Raw genomic sequence first — 21,334 nt, 5'->3', positions numbered from 1 at the left:
ACCCCAAATCCTAAAACTAAAATCAGTATGCGTCCACTAGAACTTATTCTCGAAGGATTTACCAGCTTCCACCGCGAACAGCGTTTAGATTTTTCTCAACTCGATTTGTTTGCAATTACTGGTGCTACAGGTGCAGGCAAATCTTCCCTGTTAGATGCCATGACTTACGCTCTTTTTGGCACGACAACTCGCAGCGGCAAACAGGTAAGTGATTTGGCAAGTCAAGGCAGCGAAAATTTAAAAGTGCAGTTGCGTTTTGCTGTGGGTTCGGCACAGTATCGGGTGACGCGAAGGTGGCGTTTTCGTCCCAAATCTCCCGAAAATAAGGTGATTTTGGACAACTGGCAAAATGGTCAATGGGAAACTTTGGGGACGAGTATCGTTGCTGTTCAAAATACCATTGAACAGATTTTAGGAATGGATTTTGATACTTTTACACGCGCAATTGTTCTGCCTCAAGGCAAGTTTGATGAATTTATTAAAGGGGATACTTCAAAACGTCGGGAAATTTTGCGGCAGCTAGCGGGATTTGAGATTTTTGAGCAGATGCGGAAGGAAACAAATGAACTCGCAAAGTTGCTGAAACAGGAACGGGAAATGGTGGAAAGGCAGCTAGCGGATTTGAGTGCGCCGACGGCGGATGAGGTGGATCAAAGACGATCGCAACTTTTGATTTTAGAGCAGCAGTTACCCCAGTTCGATCGCGCTGTGATGAAAGCTCAAAAGGATCTAGATGAAGAGGAACAGCTATTTTCGCAAATCGCTCGCTGGCAAGAGTTACAACAACAACTGGCCCAATTAAATGCTAATTCTGCTGAGGTGGCAATTTTAGCACAGCGTTTAGAAAGAGCGCAAGCTGCCAATCATTTACAGGGAGATTGGGCTTTAGTGCGATCGGCTCGCAGTCAGTATGAAACTGCCGAAAGTGCCTCGGTGGCAGCGCGAAAGCAGTTAATTAAAGCTCGCTCTGAGCTGGCAGTAGAGCAGCACCAATTTGATGCGGCAAAAGCCAAAGAAGACGTGCTAGCGCCACAAATTAAGGCTCGCGAAGATGCTCTAGCTGCTGCTAAAGTATATGAAGAACAGCGCGCTCAATTAGAAAAAGAAGTGGCGCTTGCCCAAAAAGTTCAACAGGAAAAACTCCGCTTTTTTATGGCAGCAGATAAAGAACTGCAAGCTGCTAACACTAAAATTCAAGGCGCGGGTTTTCGAGTTACTCAAGCAGCGGCACAGCTCGAACAGTATGCGCCGGGAGGAAAGCGTTTAGAGCAATTGCAGCAAATTTCACCCTTATTGATGGAATTGCAGCTAATTACCAAGCAGCAAAAGACTCAGCAAGAACAGTTGGATAAATCTCTGGCAGATAAGGAAAAAGCTCAACAGAATTATGTGCAGGTTGCCGCTAATTTAGAAGCAGCAGAAATCCAACTAAAAGAGTGCGATCGCGAGTTAGAAGCGGCCCAAACCGCTAATGCGGAAGCCGCACGTTTAGAGAGTGTGGCTGCTGTCAGAATGTCGCTGAATTCTGGCGATACTTGCCCGGTGTGCGGGGGGGTGCATCCTGAGAGCGATCGGCTCCCTCCTTTGCCCGATTCTAATATTGTCGATGTGGCTGGTTTGCGGCAGAAATTGGCTGCTGCAAATCAGGTTTTTCAAGATGCTCAAAGGTTGGCTGCTGAGGGAAAAAGTGCAGTAGCAGCCTGCCTGCAAAAAGAGTCGGAAATTGCTCAAATGTTGGAATTAACTGCGAATAAAGTTGCTCAATTGCAGCAGGAAATCACTCATGTGCTGGAAAATCCTCAGTGGGAAAGCTTGGGGTTGCAGCAGGAGTTGGCACTCCTTAAAGAGAGCGATCGCCAATACCGCGAAACCGAACAGCAGTTCCAACTGGCATCATTGGAATATGATAATTTTCAGGAAAGATTTAATTTGGCGGTGGCGACTCAAGCAGCTAAACAGCAGGAATATCAAGATGCGATCGCCGAATCAGACCGTCGCCAGCAGCAGTTGCAAAGTTGTGTAAATGCGCTTTATCAAATTACCGAATATCAACCTTATGCTAATTTAGCAAAAGTTTTAGAACAAGACAAGCAAGACTTGGCAAATCTGCTAAAAGTTGCCGAAAAATCCTATCAAACTGCTCAAAATAAGGTTATTCAAGCCGCAGAGAGAGAGCAACAAGCTGGAGAGACTTTTGGGCAAGCCCAAGCCCAGAAACAGCAGCTAAACCTGGATTGGTCAGCAAAATTAACGGCGGCTGATTTCACAGAAGAGACATTTTTAGCAGCGGTTGCGACTGTTAAGGAACAATCAGAATGGGAAAATGCTATTCGCTCTCACCGCGAATCAAAAATTCAATTAGAGACGCGGGCGAAAGATTTGAGCGAGGCGATCGCAGGCAGAACTACCGATGAGAATAATTTAGCACAAGTGCGATCGGCAAAACATACCGCCCAAGAAAACCTCAAACAAGCCAACAACAACCGCGCCGAACTTTTAGCTTGGATTCAAGTAGCAGCCCAAAATCTCGAACAAGCCGAAAGACTGTCACAGCAAATCACAAATTTCACAGAACAAGAGCAAACTTATCACACATTAGCGCAGAATCTCAAATCCAACGAATTTCAATCCTACATTTTAGAACATTTAGAAGCAGAATTAGTCGGCAGCGCCACCTTAATTTTGCAAGAATTAACCGAAAATCGCTACAAACTAAAAAACCAAGACGGCGAATACTGGGTAGCAGATAATTGGAACGGCGGGGAAGCTAGACGAGTCCGCACTCTTTCCGGCGGTGAAACCTTTGCCACGTCCTTATCAATGGCTTTAGCTTTGTCAGAAAAACTGTCTCAAGGAGCTCACTTGGGCAGCTTGTTTCTCGATGAAGGATTTGGTACTTTAGATACCGAAACTCTCGAAAGCGTTACTCAAATTTTAGAATCTTTGCGGCAGCGAGACAGGCTGATTGGAGTGATTACCCACGTTCGAGAATTGGGCGAAAGATTGCCCGCACAAGTTAAAGTGTTTAAGTCACCGCAAGGTTCTAAAATAGAATTACATAGATCCTGAAGTGGAGAGGCGCGTGCGTGAAATAGTCAACTTGCTTAAGGACGTACATTATAACTAAACCTGCCCTACAATTACCTATAATATATGATGAAAAATCATGCGACTCGAATGCAATCGGTACAGTCGCCAATAATTCCAGTAGTTGGCGAACTGATCCGCCAAAATCCGGGAACTATATCTTTAGGACAAGGCGTAGTTTACTACAATCCGCCACAAGAATCATTTGAAAAAATCCCCGAATTCTTCGCAAATCCCGACAATCACAAATACAAAGCCGTGGAAGGAATTCCACAATTACAGGATGCAATCGCAGCCAAACTAAAAACAGATAACGACATAGAGATTAATAGCAAAAACTGCATTGTCGTTACCGCCGGCAGCAACATGGGATTTACCAACGCCATTCTCGCCATCACCTCGGCGGGGGACGAAGTTATTATCCAATCACCTTATTACTTTAACCACGAAATGGCGGCAATTATGGCAAATTGCCGACCAGTGATAGTAGAAACCGACGCTAAATATCAACTTAATATCGATGCTATCAAAAAAGCAATTACCGACAAAACGCGAGCCATAGTCACCGTTTCACCCAACAATCCAACTGGCGTCGTTTATCCTGGCGAAGCACTCCGGGAAGTTAACGAAATTTGTCGCCAGCACAACATTTATCACATCAGCGATGAAGCTTACGAATATTTTACTTATAACGGCGTCAAACACTGTTCGCCCGCCGCTTTTCCCAACAGCAGCGAACATACAATTTCTCTGTTTAGTCTCTCCAAAGCATACGGTTTTGCGAGTTGGCGGATCGGGTATATGGTAATCCCAGAACACTTGCTTGTTTCAGTGAGAAAGATTCAAGATACCATCTTAATTTGTCCGCCCGTAATTTCTCAGTATGCAGCCCTGGGAGCCTTGCAAGTTGGTAGAGGTTACTGCGATAATTATGTAAGGGCGATCGCATCCGTGCGCCAACTCGTATTAGACGAACTCAATACCATCCAAAATTTGTGTACAATTTCCCCAGCCTGCGGAGCATTCTACTTTTTCTTGAAAGTTGATACTGAAATCGATACAATGGAATTAGTAGAAAAATTAATTCGCGAATATCACGTAGCAGTGCTTCCCGGTACAACCTTCGGCATGGATAGCGGCTGCTATTTGCGCGTTGCTTACGGTGCTTTGGAGAAAGCAACCGCCACCGCTGGTATTAGGAGATTAGTTAAAGGTTTGAAGACAATTTTAAACAAGTAAAATAGGAAGATTCAACATGGTTGCCACTAATTTAAAAGCAAATACAAATATCCAAGATACCTCCGCTGCAAGACTGGCAGACTTGCGCGATTTGATGGCAGATTATGAATTAGATTGCTATTACATCCCAGCGGTTGACGAACACTTAAATTTATCAGTTCCAGCAGCCAAGCAGCGGCGAGCTTGGATGTGCGGTTTTACGGGTTCCGCCGGTGATTTGTTGGTTGGCAAAAATTCCGCTTGGTTGTTTATGGATTCCCGCTATTACGAACAAGCCGAATTGCAAGTCGATACTGGAATTATTCAAATATCGAAACTCGGCTTAGAAGGAAATTTAACCTTAATTGAAACTTTAGAAAAACTGGCGGTAGAATCGGCAGAAAAATCAACTAAAATTCGCCTGGGTTTTGACCCGTTTACCGTAGCGACAGAGCAATATCAAAATTGGGTGAAAAAATTCGCGAATGCAGAGATTGAACTCCTACCAATCCGGGACAATTTGACAGACAAAGTGCGATCGCAAACTCCTTGGCAAACAGCCGAGACTTTACCCGCGATTGATGCAGAGCCCATATTTAGCTTACCTGTATCCCTGACCGGAGAAACCGCCGCCGAAAAATTAGCCAGAGTCAGGGAAGCGATGCAAAAAGCCAACATCGATGTGCTTCCGATTACCAACCTCAATCAAATAGCGTGGCTGTTCAACCTCCGAGGCTCGGATATTCCCCACATTCCCATTTTCATATCCTATGCCATTGTCACCACAGATTCAGCATTTTTGTTTACAAATACCGAACGAATTTCACTAGAAATCAAGCAAGAATTGCGGGCGGATGTAACTTTGCTTCCCTACGCAGACTATCCGCATACATTAGAAACTTGCGTAAATTTGCCACATAAAGTTCGGGTACTTTTAGACCCGAAACACAGCACAGCAGGCACGTACCAGTTAATATTAAACCATCAAGAAGCGCAGTTATACAACATCGAAATACTTTTTGAGACACATCCGGTGGAAGGGATGAAAGCTCGCAAAAATCCCGTAGAAATTGAGCAGATGAAATCAGCCAATTTCAAAGCAAGTCGAGCGAAAACTTTGACTTTAAAGTGGTTGACAAAACAGTTAGAAAATGGTAATGTATTGACCGAGTTTGATGTCAAAGAAAGCATCGAAAGATTTTACCAGGAAGAAACTGATTTTCAGACTTTAACTTTTAGAACGATCGCAGGTGCGGGAGCCAATAGCTCGATCGTACATTACGGAACCCCCAGCCCAGAAGTCACCTTAAAACCGGGAGAATTGCTGCTGCTGGACTCAGGCGCGCAATATTTAGCCGGTACAACGGACGATACGAGAACAATAAGTATCGGAGAACCGACGGCGCTACAAATAGAACACTACACCACAGTTTTAATCGCGCACATCAACTGTGCAATGCAGCAATTTCCCAAAGGAACAACGGGAGCGCAATTAGATGCGATCGCCCGTGCGGTATTATGGCAAGAACAGCTAGACTACGGACATGGCACCGGGCACGGAGTAGGCGCGTTTTTAGCCGGTCACGAAGGGCCAAACGGCATCAGCAAATCTGTGCAGTATCCCCTGGAAGCCGGAATGGTAACGAGCATCGAACCGGGATATTACGAACCGGGATGGGGCGGAATTCGCATCGAAAATCTCTATGTTGTCAGGGAAATGCCATCAAAAAACGGTTCGGTTTGGTACGGATTTGAATCCCTGACGTATATTCCGTTTGAGCGCAAATTGATAAATGTCGATCGACTGTCACAGACTCAACTCGCCTGGTTGAATAATTATCACGCTTCGGTAGTCGAGAAACTGGAACCCGTACTTGATGCAGCAACAATTGAATGGTTGAAAACAGCCTGCGCTGCGTTAGGTAAAATTGAGGTTACTGTTAGCCAATAAGCCGATCGTACTCTGCGTGCCCGCCGATCCAAAACCACAAAATACCCTGCTCAATCCCTATACCCAAAGCTCGGTAGTCTTGTCCGGCTCTGACTGACCAATACTTGCCGACTTTTTTGAAATGCAGCGATGGATGAGTTGGATCGGCTTTGAGTAATTCGTAACATCGATCGGCTGAAAGCTTTACGGTTTCAGGTAAAGCGTTGTAGCATTCCCAAAATCGACGAGTCGTGTAGTGCATCAAATTTCCCGATAGCGCCCCGCCTCAAAATCTGCGATCGCCTCCTGGGCTAAATCTTCCAACTTACCGCCAGCAATATCTTGTTCTAACTGCTCGTCCCAACGCCGATAATCCAACTCAAAAAACCATTCCAAAAGTTGATGAAACTTATCTGGTGGTAAATCCAGGATAGCGGCTTCAATTTGCTCGATCGTCAACATAGAGCTTCTGACCTGTAGCTAGTTATATCTATCAAAATTATACTAATAAAGCTGGTGACAGGATTTGAACCTGCGACAGGCTGATTACAAATCAGCTACTCTACCAACTGAGTTACACCAGCAGTGAAACTTAATATAGCAAACTTATAGTCATTAGCGCAACCCCCCCAGCCAACTTTTTTTTCAAATTCGCCCAAAACCCCTCCCCGTAAGGGCAAAACCGAAATTGTCTGCCCACTGCCAATTAACTAATCGCACCGCCAAATCTTAATCGTCTGATCCGCACTGCCGCTAGCGAGCAAATTGCCCGAAGGTGCGATCGCCACCGAGTACACCGTACCCGAATGTCCCTTCAGACTGCTCAACAACTCCCCCGTCTGCAAATTCCAAATATTAATCGTATTATCATCGCAGCCACTAACCAGAGTCAAACCGTCCCCACTGATAGCAACCGAATCGCCCCGACTCACATAATTCTGCAAAATATGCACTGCCTCATTCGTTCCTAAATTCGTTACACCCTTTCCCTTCGCATAATTAGTATTTAAAATCCGCAACAAACTGCCCGTGTGCAAATTCCGCAGCTTAATCGTATAATCATTGCTGACGCTGGCAAGAACCTGACCGTCCGGCGCGATCGCCACAGAATTCACCCCAACATTCAACCCCGAAAGAGTCCGCAGCAACTTGCCGCTTTCCACATCCCAAACCTTGCTCGTCGCATCCGAACTGCCACTCGCCAATATTTTACCGTCCGGGCTAAAAACCACCGAATTCACATTGTCCGAATGACCCTTCAAAGTCCGCAGCAACTCACCACTCCGCAAATTCCACAGCTTAATCGTATTATCAGCCCCGCCGCAGCTAGCAATTACCAGCCGCTTGGGGTTAATCGCCACCGAATTCACCTCCATAGAATGTCCCGGAAAAGTACACAGCAAATCACCGTTGTGCAAATTCCAAAACTTAATTGTTTCGTCCGAACTGCCACTGACCAACATTTTTCCGTCATAGCTAATCGCAACCGAATTTACGCGATCGGAATGTCCCGTCAGAGTGCCAATTAATTCCGCTGTTTCTAAATTCCAAATCTTAATAGTTTTATCCCAACTACCGCTAGCCATAATTTTACCGTCAGGGCTAATCGCCAGAGAATTCACAAATGATGAATGTCCCGGCAGCGTATATACACACCGCCATTTTTGATGTTTTAATTTGTGAGCTAATTCCTTCACCCGCTTAGCTGCCGCCTCAGCTTCCTCTCTGCGTTTGAGTTCAGCCTCCTCCAAACGCTGGCGTTCCGCCCTAGCTTTCGCCTCTCGCAGTGCCAGCCGCCGCATCTCTCCCTTATAGACTATTCGCTGCTGCTCCTGAATTTCTTTAAGAGTTTCTATATACGGTTGGGCCCAATCTTTAGAAAACCATTCATGAGCAAATTCCGCCTCTAATTTAAATAACTGAGGTTCGTGAGTAAAATCGATATTTAAATAATACAAATCAGCTAAAAAAGCGGCCAATAACTTGTGAATAGTCACAATTATTTGCCGAATAATCCGCAGGCTCAGCTTTTTGTCTTTCCCCTCTGCTTCCAACTGGTTATAAACCTCTTCCCAATTCCAAGGCTGCATCGCCACTAGAGAAACGCTCTGATTGATGACTCCCCAAAAACCCACATGAAAATTAACTTCATAATCGCTAATATCGCTGTACAGTATAGCAGTCGGTACGGGAGACAACACAGTCTGCAACCGCTCCACATCAATATCAGAAATGGATTTTTTGAAATAGTCTCCGTAAAACTGAACCGGGCACAAATCTCCGTGCGGGGGGTAGTGCTGGTTCAAAAAAGCTCTTAACTTAGCCGGCAGCTCGATATTCAGATTGTGGCGAAACGAATCGGGGCAATCTTCGCTAATTTTTGCGGGAGCAACTAACAGCAGCAATCGGTGCTGCTGCTGCTGCAAAATCTGTTCCGTTTCCTGCCTGCTCAAATTAGAAAACCAGTTGTCCCTATCCCAAATTGTTTGAATTTCGCTCAGCTTAACTCGAATTGCTTCTGATTGAAACTCCCGCATTAAGTCGCGGCAAAGCCTGCTAATTGCCCGCTTATCTCTTACTTCTTGTGCCTTAATTCGATTAGCCCGTTCTTCCTTTACCCATTCTTCTGCGTCGGCGATGGCGATTAATTCTTGTTCTCTGGCCTGCTGCCGCTGCAAATATCTTACTTGTGCTTTAATCCAGCGGGGGTCTTTTTTGATTTGCTGATTCAAAGCTGAAGAACCAGAGGGCTCAATTTCTGCATAGCGTTCGTTGACAGCGCTTGCTCCCAATCTTTCTCCCAATTCAGAGGCTACAGGCTTCAACAGTTCAATTAGGGTGTCTGAGACGGGGCGGGGTAAGGACATACCAGTTAAAACTTTTTCTTATTTAAGGACGATCGCGCGAGTCAGGGATATCTCACTGGGGCGGGGACTCTTGGCAGGGCTATTAGATTTGGGCGATCGGCCGATGATATATGTAAGGCGTATCGTGCAGGCGTATCGTGCAGCGGCGCAAGTTTAGCACCTTAACTCAATAATAGTATTTATACACTTTACATTTTACCCCGAATCTGAATCCAAAGCACCGACGGAAAAGACTTCAGGATATGCGATCGACCCTGAGTTCCCCCAATTTGTTTTTTTTGTTGCCTTTTGACTCGCTCTTGTCTATAATCGTACTTCACAACCATAATTACGGTATTCCGACCTAATAACCGTACTTTCTCGTTTAGGAACAAATATAATGAGCCCGTGGCAACGCCTAACTCAACACCTTCACTGGCCACAGCAGCCATCAGCCAGCACAAATCAATCATTTACTGCCCTGAAAAGATTTGTGTCCCTATTTTTAGTGGGAATAACTTTAAGTCTGGCGGTTGCATCCTGCGGCCAGGGAACCACCAACAACCCCGCAGCCACTCCAGGCGGTGCTACCCCAGCAGCTAACAAAGGCAACGTAGAATTAACCCTAGTATCCTTCGCCGTCACCAAAGCCGCCCACGAAGCGATAATTCCCAAGTTTGTAGAACAATGGCAAAAAGAAAAAGGCCAAACCGTCACCTTCAACCAAAGCTACGGCGGTTCCGGTTCCCAAACTCGGGCCGTAATTGACGGGTTAGAAGCAGACATCGTACACCTAGCCCTCGCCCTCGACACCGCAAAAATCGAAAAAGCCGGACTCATTGAGCCCGGGTGGGAAAAAGAAGTCCCCAACGAAGGTATAGTCAGTAAATCCGTAGGAGCAATAGTCACCCGCGAAGGTAATCCCAAAGGCATCAAAACCTGGGAAGATTTAAGCAAAGACGGAGTAAAAGTGATTACTGCCGATCCTAAAACATCAGGCGTTGCACGCTGGAATTTCCTCGCACTTTGGGGTTCGGTTGTTAAAACCGGAGGAGACGAAACCAAAGCATTAGACTTGACTACTAAAGTTTACAAAAACGTCCCCATCCTGACTAAAGACGCCCGCGAAGCCACCGACGTATTTTTCAAACAAGGCCAAGGCGACGCCTTAATTAACTACGAAAACGAGATTCTTCTGGCTGGTCAGAAAGGCGAAAAACCGACTTATACTATTCCCGAAGTCAATGTTTCGATCGACAATCCGATTGCCATTGTCGATAAAAACGTTGATAAACACGGCACTCGCGAAGTCGCCGAAGCATTTGTCAAATTTCTGTATACCCCAGAAGCTCAGCGAGAATTTGCCAAAGCAGGCTTCCGCCCAGTAGATGCGACAGTAGCGGCGGAACCAGAATTTGTCCAAAAATATGCCCCCATCAAAACCCTATTTACAGCTCAAGACTTAGGAGGTTGGGGAGATATTCAGAAGAAATTCTTCGATGACGGAGCTGTTTTTGACAAAATCCAAGGTTCGATTAGACAGTAGTGGCCGGGGCGGGTTTACGAGATGAGTGGTTTTAGGCAATTATTTTTGGTAAAACCCTCCCCGGAGCGCAATTATTCTTTCCAACTCAAAACTATTGACTTATGGCTGAATCATCTGCAATCAGTAACCCTCAATCTCCGATCGAAAATATCAAAAGGGCGATCGGCAAAATCACATTACCTTGGGGAATCACCCTAGGCTACCTCAGCTTAATGCTATTGCTCCCAGTTGCAGCAATGCTGCTGAAAGCCAGCACAGCAAACCCCGCCGAATTTTGGGCAATTGCCACCAGTCCGATCGCCCTTTCCGCCTACGATGTCACCTTCTTTACGGCATTAATTGCAGCATTAATTAACGGAGTATTCGGCACATTAATTGCCTGGGTATTAGTCCGCTACGACTTTCCCTTAAAACGGATTGTCGATGCAATCGTCGATTTGCCTTTTGCCCTGCCCACCTCCGTCGCAGGTTTAACCCTCGCCACAGTTTACAGCGATAACGGCTGGATTGGTTCGCTTTTTGCACCTTTGGGAATCAAGATATCGTTTACTCGATTGGGTGTAGGTATAGCGATGATATTTATTTCCTTGCCATTTATCGTTAGAACGGTACAGCCAGTTTTAAACGAAATGGAAAAAGATATCGAAGAAGCAGCTTGGTGCTTAGGGGCTTCTCAATTTGAAACCTTCTGGCGAGTAGTTTTGCCGCCACTATTTCCGTCTATTTTAACCGGAGTAGCACTCGGATTTTCGCGAGCGGTTGGCGAGTACGGATCTACTGTAATTGTAGCTTCTAACATACCGTTCAAAGATTTAATCGCGCCAGTTTTAATTTTCCAAAGGTTGGAACAGTACGACTATGCAGGAGCAACAGTTATTGGCACTTTCATGTTAGCTATTTCCCTGGCAATGCTGTTCGCCATAAATCTATTACAAGCATGGAGAAGACGCTATGACGGCTAATATCAATTCACCCGTTGGTTACAAATTTCCGCCCAGTGGTTCTAGCCGGAGTCAGGAAAAAGCTTGGGTAAAACCAACTTTGATCGGAATTGCGATCGGCTATCTCGCTCTGGTCTTATTTATCCCCACTCTCAACGTTTTTTATCAAGCTTTCAGAAAGGGATTTGATCCATTTTTGTCTAACTTAACTTCGCCGGATTTTCTGCACGCAGCGCAACTTACCCTGGTAATTTCTCTGATAGTTGTGCCTATAAATACAGTATTCGGTTTGTGTGCAGCCTGGGTAATTGGTCGCAATAAATTTCGGGGCCGCACGCTATTAATCAGCCTTTTAGACGTGCCTTTTGCCATCTCTCCCGTAGTTGCAGGTTTAATGATTGTACTGCTTTACGGTCGGGTGGGATGGTTCGGACCTTGGCTGGAGGCGGCCAATATCAGGGTTATTTTTGCCTTCCCTGGAATGGTGCTAGCTACTGCCTTTGTTACCTTGCCTTTTGTGGCGCGCGAAGTGATTCCTGTTTTGGAAGAAGTGGGAACTGATCAAGAAGAGGCGGCGAAAACTTTGGGAGCAAATGACTGGCAAATTTTCTGGAATGTCACGCTTCCGAGTATTCGCTGGGGATTGCTTTACGGAGTAATTTTGACCAATGCTAGAGCAATGGGAGAATTTGGAGCCGTCTCTGTGGTGTCGGGAAATATTGCTAAAAAAACGCAAACTTTGCCTTTGTTTGTAGAGGATGCTTACAAGCAGTACGCGACGCAAGCCGCATTTTCGGCGGCGGTAGTTCTAGGTCTTTTAGCAGTTGTTACCCTCGTGCTTAAGGAGATTTTAGAACGAAAAACTAGGATCAAAGAAGTTGAAGAATAGTCATTAGTCATTAGTCATTAGTCATTAGTCATTAGTCATTAGTCATTAGTCATTAGTCATTAGTCATTAGTCATTAGGGCTTTAGGGTGCGCGCTGTGAACCTCATCCCTCAAACCAGTCAGTAGTAGGGTGCGGCGCTATCGACAATCTGGTTGGAAGCTCGAAAATCTCGCAGATCCGCACCCTACAAGATATTGGTGCAAAATGTAAACTGAAACAAACATTAGGAGTCCCAAATGTTAGATCACAACACTAGCGAATCTCTATTTGAGGCGATCGGCAATTTTGACAAAACCCAAGAATCAGATATTCTCCAATCTGATAGTCGTGACAACAGACCAACTCAAACGCGCATTCGCATTCGTATTCCTAAAGAATACCATCAGGAACCTGTCATTTCTCACCTGATTTCTGAATACGGTTTGACGGTGAATTTTAATGCTGCTTTGTTGGGTGTTAAAACTTTAGATGACGGTTGGTTTGACTTGGAACTTAACGGTACAAGTAAACAGATTGAAACGGCTCTGATTTATCTCAATGATTTAGATGTGGAAATCTGGAGCAATTCCAATCATCCCGATGAAGAAACTTGGTAATTAGTGAGTCTTTGACGCACCAACCTGGAAGAGGAGTTAATATTTTGGACTGCCACGCCTAATTTTCTTTCTTCGAGCCGGTTTATTGAGTCTAATAGGCTCCAGGAATGTTAGTCATGAGTCAGCCTATCTCTTCCTGTAAAATTACATTTATCACGCTTCTAGTGAGGAATACAAGTGGTCATAAAACTCAGAGGACTTGTATTCCTTACTGCCAAGTAATTTGATTGCGGTTGTTCGTTAGCGAAGCCCTCGAAGAGGATCGCACATACAGATAATTCAGCAGCCAACAAGTACCAAATAACACCAGCTTACAGCTAATAACCGTGATTGATGACTCTTGATTAACCCATATCGATCATCATCAGTTAACTATTCGATTGACATTTTTTATAAAATCTGGTGTTTTCTCCATCTCTGGCATATCAATAAACAGCGCGCAAGTCTTCTCCAACATTGTTGTAACAGCCGGAACAATATCCCCCTTTAAAACTTCTAAACAATCAAACTAACTCCGTTAGGGCGGGAGAGCACAAAAAAATGTTTTTGTCAATATTCAATTTAGGTGAAAGTTAGGTTAGATGAAATTAGGGGCGATCGACTCTCATCCGCGCTGGAAAAAGATCGATCGCTGCTGCGGTTGGTTTGTGATATGAATTTGATGTGTGTGTGTACCAGGAGAATTTGAACGTGGAACTCTATAAAGAACGGAAACACCAGATAGTTTTTGCAGATTCACAAGTTAAAGATTGTGAAAGTTTAACAGAAACGGTCAATCCCGATACAGAAATTGTTATTCTGAATGCTGATCGCGACGGGATCGAGCAAATCGCCGAAACACTTAAACAGCGGCAAAACATTGCAGCCGTCCACATTTTGTCTCACGGCGCAGCAGCCAGCTTACAACTGGGAGGCACAGAACTAAATCTCAGCAACATTGAAAGCTACCGCAATTATTTAGAAACATGGTTTGCTTTGCCAGCAGCCGAGGCAAACTCGAACTCTTCAATTACAGCTAAACCCGAAATTCTGCTTTACGGTTGCAACGTCGCCGCCACAGAAGCAGGTGTTGCCTTCGTGGAAAGGCTGAGCCAGCTCACGGGAGCAAATATTGCCGCTTCCGATAACTTGACCGGCAGTGCGGCACTGGGTGGAGACTGGGAACTCGAAGTAACTACGGGAAACATAGAAACACCTTTGGCATTTTCTGCTGAGGCGAGGGAAGCTTACAGTGCAGTTTTAGTCGCCACATTTGCCGAACTGCAAGATGCGATAACTCTGGCTAACGCTTTGCCCAATGCAGACACGATTTCCATCACCGGCAACATCACCTTAGCCGCCGGAGACGTTCTGCCCAGAATTTCCACCCCCATCACGTTTACCGGCGGCGGTTTCATCATAAATTTCGCTAATAACCGGGGCTTTTTTGTAGACAGCGGGACTGCCCCAGTCAGCTTTTCCAACCTGACATTGACTGGTGGTCGAGCGCTAGGCGGTGCCGGTACAGGCGGCGGTGGAGGTGCGGCCGGCATGGGAGGCGCACTATTTATCAACACCGGCGATGTCACAGTTAATAGCGTTACCTTCAATGGCAACAGCGCTACGGGCGGCGCGGGCAGCGCCGCCCCCGTCAGTCCTGCAGTCGCAGGCCCTGGCGGCAACACCGATTTTGCAAGCCTGTTTCCCTTCGTTTCCGCAGGTGGCCCCGGTCAAGCAGGCCTCCCGGGCTTGCCAAGTATCGGCGGGGCAGGTGGGCCCGGCGGCCCCGGCGGCAATGGTGGCGCTGGCACTGGCGGATTGCCAGGAACCGGTCTCAACGGCGGAATTGGTGGCGCGGGAGGGGTTGGTGGCAGCGGTTTACCGGGCGGTACTAATGGCGGAGTTGGAGGCATCGGCGGCGCTGGCGGCGCTGGCGGCCTCGTCGGAGGCGGTGGCGGTGGCGGTGGCGCTGGCGGCACCGGCGGCCCGCCAGGTTCGGGGATTGCAGGCGCTGGGGGCAGTGGTGGCGCTGGCGGCCTGGGTGGCTTTGGCGGCGGTGGCGGCGGTGGCGGCGCTGGCGGTACCGGCAGTGTCGCAGGTGCGATCGGCGGTGGCGGTGTCGGTGGCTTCGGTGGAGGTAGCGGCAGCGGTGCAGCATCAGTAGCCAGCACGACCCTCGGAGGTTTCACCCCAGGTGGCACTAGTAGCCCAGCCAGTGGCGGCGGCGGTGCTGGTTTGGGAGGCGCAATTTTTGTTAAGGGTGGCAGTTTGGCTCTCAACAACAGCACTTTGTTCAACAACACAGCAATAGGCGGCGATCCGGCCGGCCCAATACCCGCTACACCTGGTTTTGGGGCGGGTGCCGCGATTTTTGTCAACTTAGGCGCTAGTGCAACTCTCACTAACAACACCATTACGGCCAACACTGCTGATCCTGATCCGGTTTTTGGCCGCGGCGGCGGAATTGCTACTAACGGCGGTACGGTAAATCTCAGAAATTCGATCGTCGCAGGTAATGTTGGCGGCGCGAATCCTGACGTGTTCGGGACCTCTTTCGCCGCCACCAGTATCAACAATTTGATCGGGAATGTTACTGGCAGCAATTTACCTGTCGCCCAGCAACTGACAGTTCCTCTAGCAAATGTCATCGCCCTTACCCCAGGATTGAACCAGGCTACAGGCGTTCCCGTGACTTATGCTTTGGCTGACAGCACTGCGACTCCTAATCCGGCGATCGATACTGGGGATGCCACGGCTGCGGCTGCTGCTGGCGCGACGGACCAGCGGGGTGCTGGCTTTCCTCGGACGATCGGCGCTAGTGTTGATATCGGTGCTTATGAGTACGGCCCGATCGTCACAGGGGTTAAATTCAACGACCTTAACGGGGATAGCCTGCAAGGTGCCGCGGCGACTGAACCAGGTCTTCCGGGCTGGGTGATTTCTGTAGGCACGAAGAGCGCTACTACCGCAGCCGACGGCACTTACATCATCCGCGACGTAAAAACAGATACTCCGATTACAGAAGCGCCCCCCGCTGGAACGCCTGCGACTGCTTGGGTGCAGACTCTCGGCCCGACTCCGGCAAATACGGGTATTGTTAATGTCACCGGTGCCAATTTCGGCAACTTCCAGAAAACATCGATCGCAGGCAAAACCTACACCGATCTCGCGGGCAACGGCTTCACGCCCGATGACACCGTATTAAACGGCATCACCGTTAACTTATACAAAGACACCAACAACAACAACACGCTAGAAGTCGGCACAGATACTGTTGTCGGCACTGCACAAACCACTGCAGGAGCAGGAGATTACACATTCTCGGAGATAGGCCCCGGCAATTACCTGATACAAGCCACTGCCCCAGCCAACTCCAGCATCTCTTTCCCCGCTGCCGCAATTCTCGTTAGTGCCCAAAGCGGTACTCCCGTCACCGGTCAAAACTTCGGCGTTTTCCAAAACATCACCGTTAGTGGCACCAAATTCACCGACATCACAGGCAACGGCTTCTCTGCTGACGACACCCCCCTCAACGGCACTACCGTTCGCTTGTTCAAGGATACTAACGATAACAGCACTTTAGATAGCGGTGATGCGGAAATTGCCTCTCAAGTTACCGGAACAGCGCCAGCAGCTCCTGGCACTTATACCTTTCCCAACGTCGGCTCCGGTCGGCACTTTGTGAGAGAAGACGTGCCGACTGGTTTCTCACAAACCGCCGGCCCGACTTTTTATCCAATTAACCCAGTCAGCGGCACAAACATTACGGCTCAAGACTTCGGCAACTTCCAGTTGGGCAAAATCAGCGGGATTAAATTTAACGATCTCAACAAAAATGGCATCCAAGAAGCGCCAGCAGAAGAACCCCTAGGAGGCTGGACAATCTACCTGGATGCCAACAACAACGGCGTCCAAGACGCAGTAGCCGCCGAAACAGGCACTAACGCCGCCGTCACCGATGTCGCCGGTAACTACCAGTTCACCAACTTGCCAGCCGGCACTTATACAGTGCGGGAAGTGCCACAAACAGGCTGGACGCAAACTGTACCCCCGGTCAATGCAGCCACGCCTACTCTTTCCGGCGCGTTTACGATCGCCGTCACTAGCGGTACCGACTCCCAAAATAACAACTTCGGCAACTTCAAGCCCAATAGCATCAGCGGTCTGAAGTTCAATGACCTCAACAACAACCGGGTACAAGATACCGGGGAACTAGGGCTTGCCAACTGGCAATTTTTCCTCGATACCAACGATAACGGCACTCTCGACACTGGGGAACCGAACACCCTTACCGATGCCGCAGGCACCTACAAATTCCTCGATTTGTCAGCCGGAACCTACAAGGTGCGGGAAGTCTTGCAACCTACTTGGACGCAAACTACCCCCAACCCCGATGACATCACTGTCACCAGCGGTCAAGACATCGCTAATATCAACTTCGGCAACTTCCAGTCGAGCACTATTAGCGGTCAAAAATTCAATGACCTCAACAACAACGGCCTTAAGGATGCCGGAGAATTGGGGCTAGGTAACTGGCAAATATTCCTCGACAGTATTAATCCCGATGGCATCTTTCAGCAGGGCGAACCCACTACCATCACTGATGCAGCGGGCAACTACACTCTCCGAGATATACCCGCAGGTACTTACCAGGTAAGGGAAGTCCAGCAAAATGGCTGGACGCAGACGACCCCCAACCCCGCCCCCGTTACGGTTAATCCCTCTGATAACATCACAGGCATTGACTTCGGCAACTTCCTGCCGCAACCCGGGGCGATCCGAGGTCTGAAGTTCCAAGACACCAACAACAATGCCACTCAGGATGCTGGAGAACCGGGTTTACCCAATTTCCAAATTCAGTTAACCAATGTTGTAGCTGGAACTGCTCCTGCTCCTGTTACCACTACCACAGACAACAGCGGCAACTACCTGTTCGCGAACCTAACGCCGGGAACCTACCGCGTCAGGGAAGTCAACCAACCTGGGTTCACCCAAAGCACACCCGAACCCGCCGACATCACCCTAACTTCAGGCGCTATTGTCAGCGGCATCAACTTCGGCAACTTCCCAGCGCCGACGCCGACGCCGACACCTGAACCGACTCCGACGCCGCCACTGCCACCTGTACCGACGCCGACGCCTGCACCTACACCGACGCCGACGCCTGCACCTACACCGACGCCGACACCTGCACCTGTAACGACGCCGACGCCTGCACCTGTAACGACGCCGACGCCTGCACCTGTAACGACGCCGACGCCTGCACCTGTAACGACGCCGACACCTGCACCTGTAACGACAGATTTGGTTTGCCCTGAGAACTTCCCCAGGATCGCTACTCCCAATCAGCCCGGCACTCCTTCAGCGGGTGTGAGCAACGGCCCTAACGGCGACGATACGATCGTGGGTAGTGTCGCCAGTGACTCTATCTTCGGGTTGGGTGGCAACGATTTGATCTTTGGTCGAGGGGGCGGTGACTATATCAATGGCAATATAGCCAACGATACTATCTACGGAGGCATCGATAACGATACTCTCTTTGGTGGCAAAGGGTTTGACCTGATTTTTGGCGATCGCGGTAACGATACGATTTATGGCAATCGTGGCAACGACTCTCTTTCTGGCGACGAAGGCAATGACATATTGTACGGGGGCAAAGCCGATGACGTAATTTTGGGAGGCGCGGGCGACGACGTGCTATTTGGCGATCAAGGCAATGACACTCTCTGCGGCGGCGAGGGTAACAATACCTTAATTGGCGGCAGCGGCGATGATTTGCTCTTTGCTGACACCGGCGATGACTTGCTCTTTGGCGGCATTGGCAGCGATACCCTCGTCGGCGGCAGTGGCAGCAATGGCTTTGTCTTGTCAGCGGGCGGAGGAATTGACACGATTTTCAACTTCACCGCAGGAGTTGATTCGATCGGGTTGGTGGGAGGCTTGGACTTCAATCAACTGTCATTGACCGAAACTAATGGCTCGACGGCGATCGGAATCGCCAACAGCGACCGGATTTTGGCTATACTTACGGGCGTACAGCCGAGCCAGTTATCGGCTCAGAGTTTTAGCTTGCTGGTTTAGTCTGCATATCAAACTCGGCAGTTAAAACCGAGCATACACTTGCCTGCTGTCCCTGCAGAGAGGGACTAGCGGGAAACAGAACCTCTAAGCATGGGTTTCGAGGCTCTGCCAAAGAAGGGGAACGAATTCCGTTCCCCTTCTTTGGTCAAATTTGTTCGAGATACTTGAGCAAGTCGGCCATTTCTTGCGGACTCGGTTGAAACTGCGGCATTGGTGGGGTTTGCCCGCTGGTGACTTGCCGGATCAGATCGAATTCGGATTTGCGCTCGGACACTCCGTGCAAGTTGGGCCCGACTTGACTGTCTGAAACGGAGATGTGACACCCCGCACAGTTCATTTGAAAGATGGCGGAACCCTGAAACGGGTTGCCCGTGAGGGATAGTACGCTTTTGACGTAAGGATCGGCGACTTGAAACTGACGAATTGCGAGCGTCGCCAAGATGATGGCAAGCAACACCGCTAGCGCAAATATGGCAAGTCGCTCGATCGGGTTTTTAATTTCATTCCGGGCAAGTTGGTTATTCAAAGGAGTTCAATTAAAAATAGTATCTACAAGAAAATTTATTTCTCATAACATAGCTTAATCGTTCGCAGCGGGGAGAGCAAGGTCTGATACTCCCGGAAGGGCGTTTTTTGGCAAATTCATCTGTGTAAGTGCTGGTAATATTAAAAATAGGTTGTTAAATCTTAACGTTAAGGAGATCTCATGGTAGAACCGCTGCTTTCAGGTATTGTTCTGGGTCTAATCTTTGTTACTCTGGCGGGGCTGTTTTTTGCTGCTTATCAGCAGTACAAGCGCGGCGATCAGTTGGGTATCAATAAGTAAAAGGGTCTACAGTCCCTCACTCAGGCTGTCAGGGGAATTGGGAATTGGGCATGGGGCATGGGGCATGGGGCATGGGGCATTGGTTATTAAATCGGCCTACTGACTTCTTCCCTCTTCCTTTTTCCCTCTTCCTTCTTCCCTCTTCCTTCTTCCATCCGTTACATCCGTTGCCGAACTTCCGTCTTCCTTCTTCTCGACATCCGTTACATCCGTTACATCCGTTGCCGAACTTCCTTCGTTAAAGATATCGATCGAGAATAGCAGCAGTTTCCAAGCCTGTTTTTTCCCAGCTAAATAGTTTTGCTCTGGCTAAACCGAGCTCCCGCAAGTGCGATCGAACTTTGGCATCGACTGCAAGCTCTTGCATAGCAGAGGCAATTTCCTCGACGTTGTAGGGGTTGACTAACCATGCGCCGTCCCCCGCCACTTCCGGCATTGAAGACAGGTTAGAGGTGATGACAGGAGTGCCACAGGCCATTGCTTCAAGCACGGGGAGACCGAATCCTTCCCAAAGACTCGGGAAAACCAGGGCGATCGCTTGGTTGATAACTTTGGGCAAGTCGGCTGGGGGGAGGTAATCTAGGAATTTTACTCGATCGACCAATCCCAATTCTTGAACCTGCGCTTTCAGCAGCGGCGTATAGCGCTTATCTTCCGAACCTGCTATCCACAATTCGTACTCGGAATTATCAGGGACAGCCGCAAAAGCTGCTACAACTCGCTGCACGTTTTTATAAGGATTGTGGCGGCCGATATAAAGAAAATAATTGCTTGTTGGCAAGTCTAAAAAACGGAAAAAACTGGTATCGTATCCGGGGAAAATTGGCGTAATTAAATTAGTAGGAATATGGCAAAAATTATTGATATCTTTAGCAGTTGCTTCCGAGTCGCAAATGACGTGTTCAGCCTGCCGCAGGACTTGGGGAATGTAATAGCGGTGGTAAGGTGTCAGAGGATCGAAGCGGCGGGGAAATCGCAGCGCTATCAAGTCATGTACTGTAATTATATAGCGGCAACCTGCAAATAGAGGAGCTTCGGGAATTGGGGAAAATAACAGGTTAGATTTTAGCTGTTTGTAAATTTTGGGGAGTTGGGTTTGTGTCCACAGCAATCGGTTGATGTGTCCTTTGGTTCCTTGTTCTGGTGTGAGGTTTGGGGGGATTTGGTAGCAGTTACTATTGGGGAATTTTTCGGCTGTTAGTAATGTTGGATTGAGGGATTTTAGATGGGGAAATAGGTTTTTGGCGTAGATGGCTAAGCCAGTCGGTTTGGAAATTAGGAAAGAAAGGTTAATTAGTAAGTTAGATTGGGGATTGGGCATGGGATAATATGTAGATTGCGGTTTTTGGGTGGGATTTTTTTTAACCGCAGAGGGCGCAGAGGACGCAGAGAGGA

The 21,334-nt window shown here is 48.1% G+C and carries 15 protein-coding genes and 1 tRNA gene; 9 read left to right on the top strand and 7 right to left on the bottom strand.

The window, feature by feature from the left end; translation table 11 throughout:
- Positions 1 to 27: 27 nt before the first annotated feature.
- The 3 genes from QUA90_RS12970 to QUA90_RS12960 all read left to right on the top strand — a co-directional run bounded on the left by QUA90_RS12970 (position 28) and on the right by QUA90_RS12960 (position 6,256).
- The gene (locus tag QUA90_RS12970; protein WP_333445853.1) at positions 28 to 3,069 is read left to right on the top strand and encodes an SMC family ATPase; all 3,042 of its coding nucleotides are present in this window, start codon (positions 28 to 30) and stop codon (positions 3,067 to 3,069) included.
- Positions 3,070 to 3,156: 87 nt separating this feature from the next.
- Positions 3,157 to 4,326, top strand: coding sequence for a pyridoxal phosphate-dependent aminotransferase (locus QUA90_RS12965; protein ID WP_333445900.1), 1,170 nt, complete (start codon positions 3,157 to 3,159; stop codon positions 4,324 to 4,326).
- A 16-nt stretch (positions 4,327 to 4,342) separates the two neighbouring features.
- On the top strand, positions 4,343 to 6,256 hold the full coding sequence (locus QUA90_RS12960) for an aminopeptidase P family protein (RefSeq protein WP_333445851.1): 1,914 nt from the start codon (positions 4,343 to 4,345) through the stop codon (positions 6,254 to 6,256).
- Here QUA90_RS12960 and QUA90_RS12955 read toward each other — a convergent pair.
- From QUA90_RS12955 to QUA90_RS12935, 5 genes are all read right to left on the bottom strand, one after another.
- Positions 6,246 to 6,497 (bottom strand): hypothetical protein, encoded by a 252-nt coding sequence (locus QUA90_RS12955; protein ID WP_333445849.1) that lies wholly within the window; start codon positions 6,495 to 6,497, stop codon positions 6,246 to 6,248. The genes QUA90_RS12960 and QUA90_RS12955 overlap by 11 nt on opposite strands.
- Positions 6,497 to 6,697 (bottom strand): hypothetical protein, encoded by a 201-nt coding sequence (locus QUA90_RS12950; RefSeq protein ID WP_333103120.1) that lies wholly within the window; start codon positions 6,695 to 6,697, stop codon positions 6,497 to 6,499. Before QUA90_RS12950 ends, QUA90_RS12955 begins: the two co-directional genes overlap by 1 nt.
- Before the next feature lie 49 nt (positions 6,698 to 6,746).
- Positions 6,747 to 6,819: transfer RNA gene (locus tag QUA90_RS12945), tRNA-Thr, on the bottom strand.
- A gap of 126 nt (positions 6,820 to 6,945) precedes the next feature.
- The gene (locus tag QUA90_RS12940) at positions 6,946 to 9,102 is read right to left on the bottom strand and encodes a WD40 domain-containing protein (protein ID WP_333445847.1); all 2,157 of its coding nucleotides are present in this window, start codon (positions 9,100 to 9,102) and stop codon (positions 6,946 to 6,948) included.
- A 188-nt stretch (positions 9,103 to 9,290) separates the two neighbouring features.
- Positions 9,291 to 9,554 carry a hypothetical protein gene (locus tag QUA90_RS12935; RefSeq protein ID WP_333445902.1) on the bottom strand — a complete coding sequence of 88 codons (264 nt, stop codon included), beginning with the start codon at positions 9,552 to 9,554 and terminating at the stop codon, positions 9,291 to 9,293.
- Between QUA90_RS12935 and QUA90_RS12930 the strand changes: the two genes are divergently transcribed.
- The 5 genes from QUA90_RS12930 (at position 9,482) to QUA90_RS12910 (ending at position 19,113) form a co-directional block, all read left to right on the top strand.
- Positions 9,482 to 10,627, top strand: coding sequence for a sulfate ABC transporter substrate-binding protein (locus QUA90_RS12930; RefSeq protein ID WP_333445845.1), 1,146 nt, complete (start codon positions 9,482 to 9,484; stop codon positions 10,625 to 10,627). The two genes, QUA90_RS12935 and QUA90_RS12930, sit on opposite strands and share 73 nt — an antisense overlap.
- A gap of 101 nt (positions 10,628 to 10,728) precedes the next feature.
- Positions 10,729 to 11,589 carry a sulfate ABC transporter permease subunit CysT gene (cysT, locus tag QUA90_RS12925; RefSeq protein ID WP_333310642.1) on the top strand — a complete coding sequence of 287 codons (861 nt, stop codon included), beginning with the start codon at positions 10,729 to 10,731 and terminating at the stop codon, positions 11,587 to 11,589.
- The gene (cysW, locus tag QUA90_RS12920) at positions 11,579 to 12,457 is read left to right on the top strand and encodes a sulfate ABC transporter permease subunit CysW (protein ID WP_333328463.1); all 879 of its coding nucleotides are present in this window, start codon (positions 11,579 to 11,581) and stop codon (positions 12,455 to 12,457) included. The genes cysT and cysW overlap by 11 nt, the downstream gene beginning before the upstream one ends.
- 236 nt (positions 12,458 to 12,693) lie before the next feature.
- Positions 12,694 to 13,053, top strand: a complete 360-nt coding sequence (locus QUA90_RS12915) for an NIL domain-containing protein (protein WP_333328461.1) — start codon at positions 12,694 to 12,696, stop codon at positions 13,051 to 13,053.
- Positions 13,054 to 13,743: 690 nt separating this feature from the next.
- Positions 13,744 to 19,113: a DUF4347 domain-containing protein gene (locus tag QUA90_RS12910; protein ID WP_333445842.1), complete on the top strand. Its 5,370-nt coding sequence runs from the start codon at positions 13,744 to 13,746 to the stop codon at positions 19,111 to 19,113.
- Between the two features lie 145 nt (positions 19,114 to 19,258).
- Here QUA90_RS12910 and QUA90_RS12905 read toward each other — a convergent pair whose 3' ends face one another.
- Positions 19,259 to 19,639, bottom strand: a complete 381-nt coding sequence (locus tag QUA90_RS12905; RefSeq protein WP_333170167.1) for a c-type cytochrome — start codon at positions 19,637 to 19,639, stop codon at positions 19,259 to 19,261.
- A 180-nt stretch (positions 19,640 to 19,819) separates the two neighbouring features.
- Here QUA90_RS12905 and petG point away from each other — a divergent pair, with 180 nt between their 5' ends.
- Positions 19,820 to 19,939 (top strand): cytochrome b6-f complex subunit V, encoded by a 120-nt coding sequence (petG, locus tag QUA90_RS12900; RefSeq protein ID WP_006632329.1) that lies wholly within the window; start codon positions 19,820 to 19,822, stop codon positions 19,937 to 19,939.
- A 238-nt stretch (positions 19,940 to 20,177) separates the two neighbouring features.
- Here petG and QUA90_RS12895 read toward each other — a convergent pair whose 3' ends face one another.
- Positions 20,178 to 21,260 carry a glycosyltransferase family 1 protein gene (locus tag QUA90_RS12895; RefSeq protein ID WP_333445840.1) on the bottom strand — a complete coding sequence of 361 codons (1,083 nt, stop codon included), beginning with the start codon at positions 21,258 to 21,260 and terminating at the stop codon, positions 20,178 to 20,180.
- Positions 21,261 to 21,334: the final 74 nt, after the last annotated feature.

The sequence above is a fragment of the Microcoleus sp. D3_18_C4 genome (assembly GCF_036702355.1).
Taxonomy (GTDB): Bacteria; Cyanobacteriota; Cyanobacteriia; order Cyanobacteriales; family Microcoleaceae; genus Microcoleus.
Note: the sequence above shows the minus strand (reverse complement) of the source record. Positions and strands in the feature narration are given on the sequence as shown.

What these genes read in the sequence shown, in the direction of transcription:
- QUA90_RS12970 (WP_333445853.1), top strand. Translation starts at nt 28, where the DNA reads ATGCGTCCACTAGAACTTATTCTCGAAGGATTTACCAGCTTCCACCGC.
- QUA90_RS12965 (WP_333445900.1), top strand. Translation starts at nt 3,157, where the DNA reads ATGAAAAATCATGCGACTCGAATGCAATCGGTACAGTCGCCAATAATT.
- QUA90_RS12960 (WP_333445851.1), top strand. Translation starts at nt 4,343, where the DNA reads ATGGTTGCCACTAATTTAAAAGCAAATACAAATATCCAAGATACCTCC.
- QUA90_RS12955 (WP_333445849.1), bottom strand. Translation starts at nt 6,497, where the DNA reads ATGCACTACACGACTCGTCGATTTTGGGAATGCTACAACGCTTTACCT.
- QUA90_RS12950 (WP_333103120.1), bottom strand. Translation starts at nt 6,697, where the DNA reads ATGTTGACGATCGAGCAAATTGAAGCCGCTATCCTGGATTTACCACCA.
- QUA90_RS12940 (WP_333445847.1), bottom strand. Translation starts at nt 9,102, where the DNA reads ATGTCCTTACCCCGCCCCGTCTCAGACACCCTAATTGAACTGTTGAAG.
- QUA90_RS12930 (WP_333445845.1), top strand. Translation starts at nt 9,482, where the DNA reads ATGAGCCCGTGGCAACGCCTAACTCAACACCTTCACTGGCCACAGCAG.
- QUA90_RS12935 (WP_333445902.1), bottom strand. Translation starts at nt 9,554, where the DNA reads ATGATTGATTTGTGCTGGCTGATGGCTGCTGTGGCCAGTGAAGGTGTT.
- cysT (WP_333310642.1), top strand. Translation starts at nt 10,729, where the DNA reads ATGGCTGAATCATCTGCAATCAGTAACCCTCAATCTCCGATCGAAAAT.
- cysW (WP_333328463.1), top strand. Translation starts at nt 11,579, where the DNA reads ATGACGGCTAATATCAATTCACCCGTTGGTTACAAATTTCCGCCCAGT.
- QUA90_RS12915 (WP_333328461.1), top strand. Translation starts at nt 12,694, where the DNA reads ATGTTAGATCACAACACTAGCGAATCTCTATTTGAGGCGATCGGCAAT.
- petG (WP_006632329.1), top strand. Translation starts at nt 19,820, where the DNA reads ATGGTAGAACCGCTGCTTTCAGGTATTGTTCTGGGTCTAATCTTTGTT.
- QUA90_RS12895 (WP_333445840.1), bottom strand. Translation starts at nt 21,260, where the DNA reads ATGCCCAATCCCCAATCTAACTTACTAATTAACCTTTCTTTCCTAATT.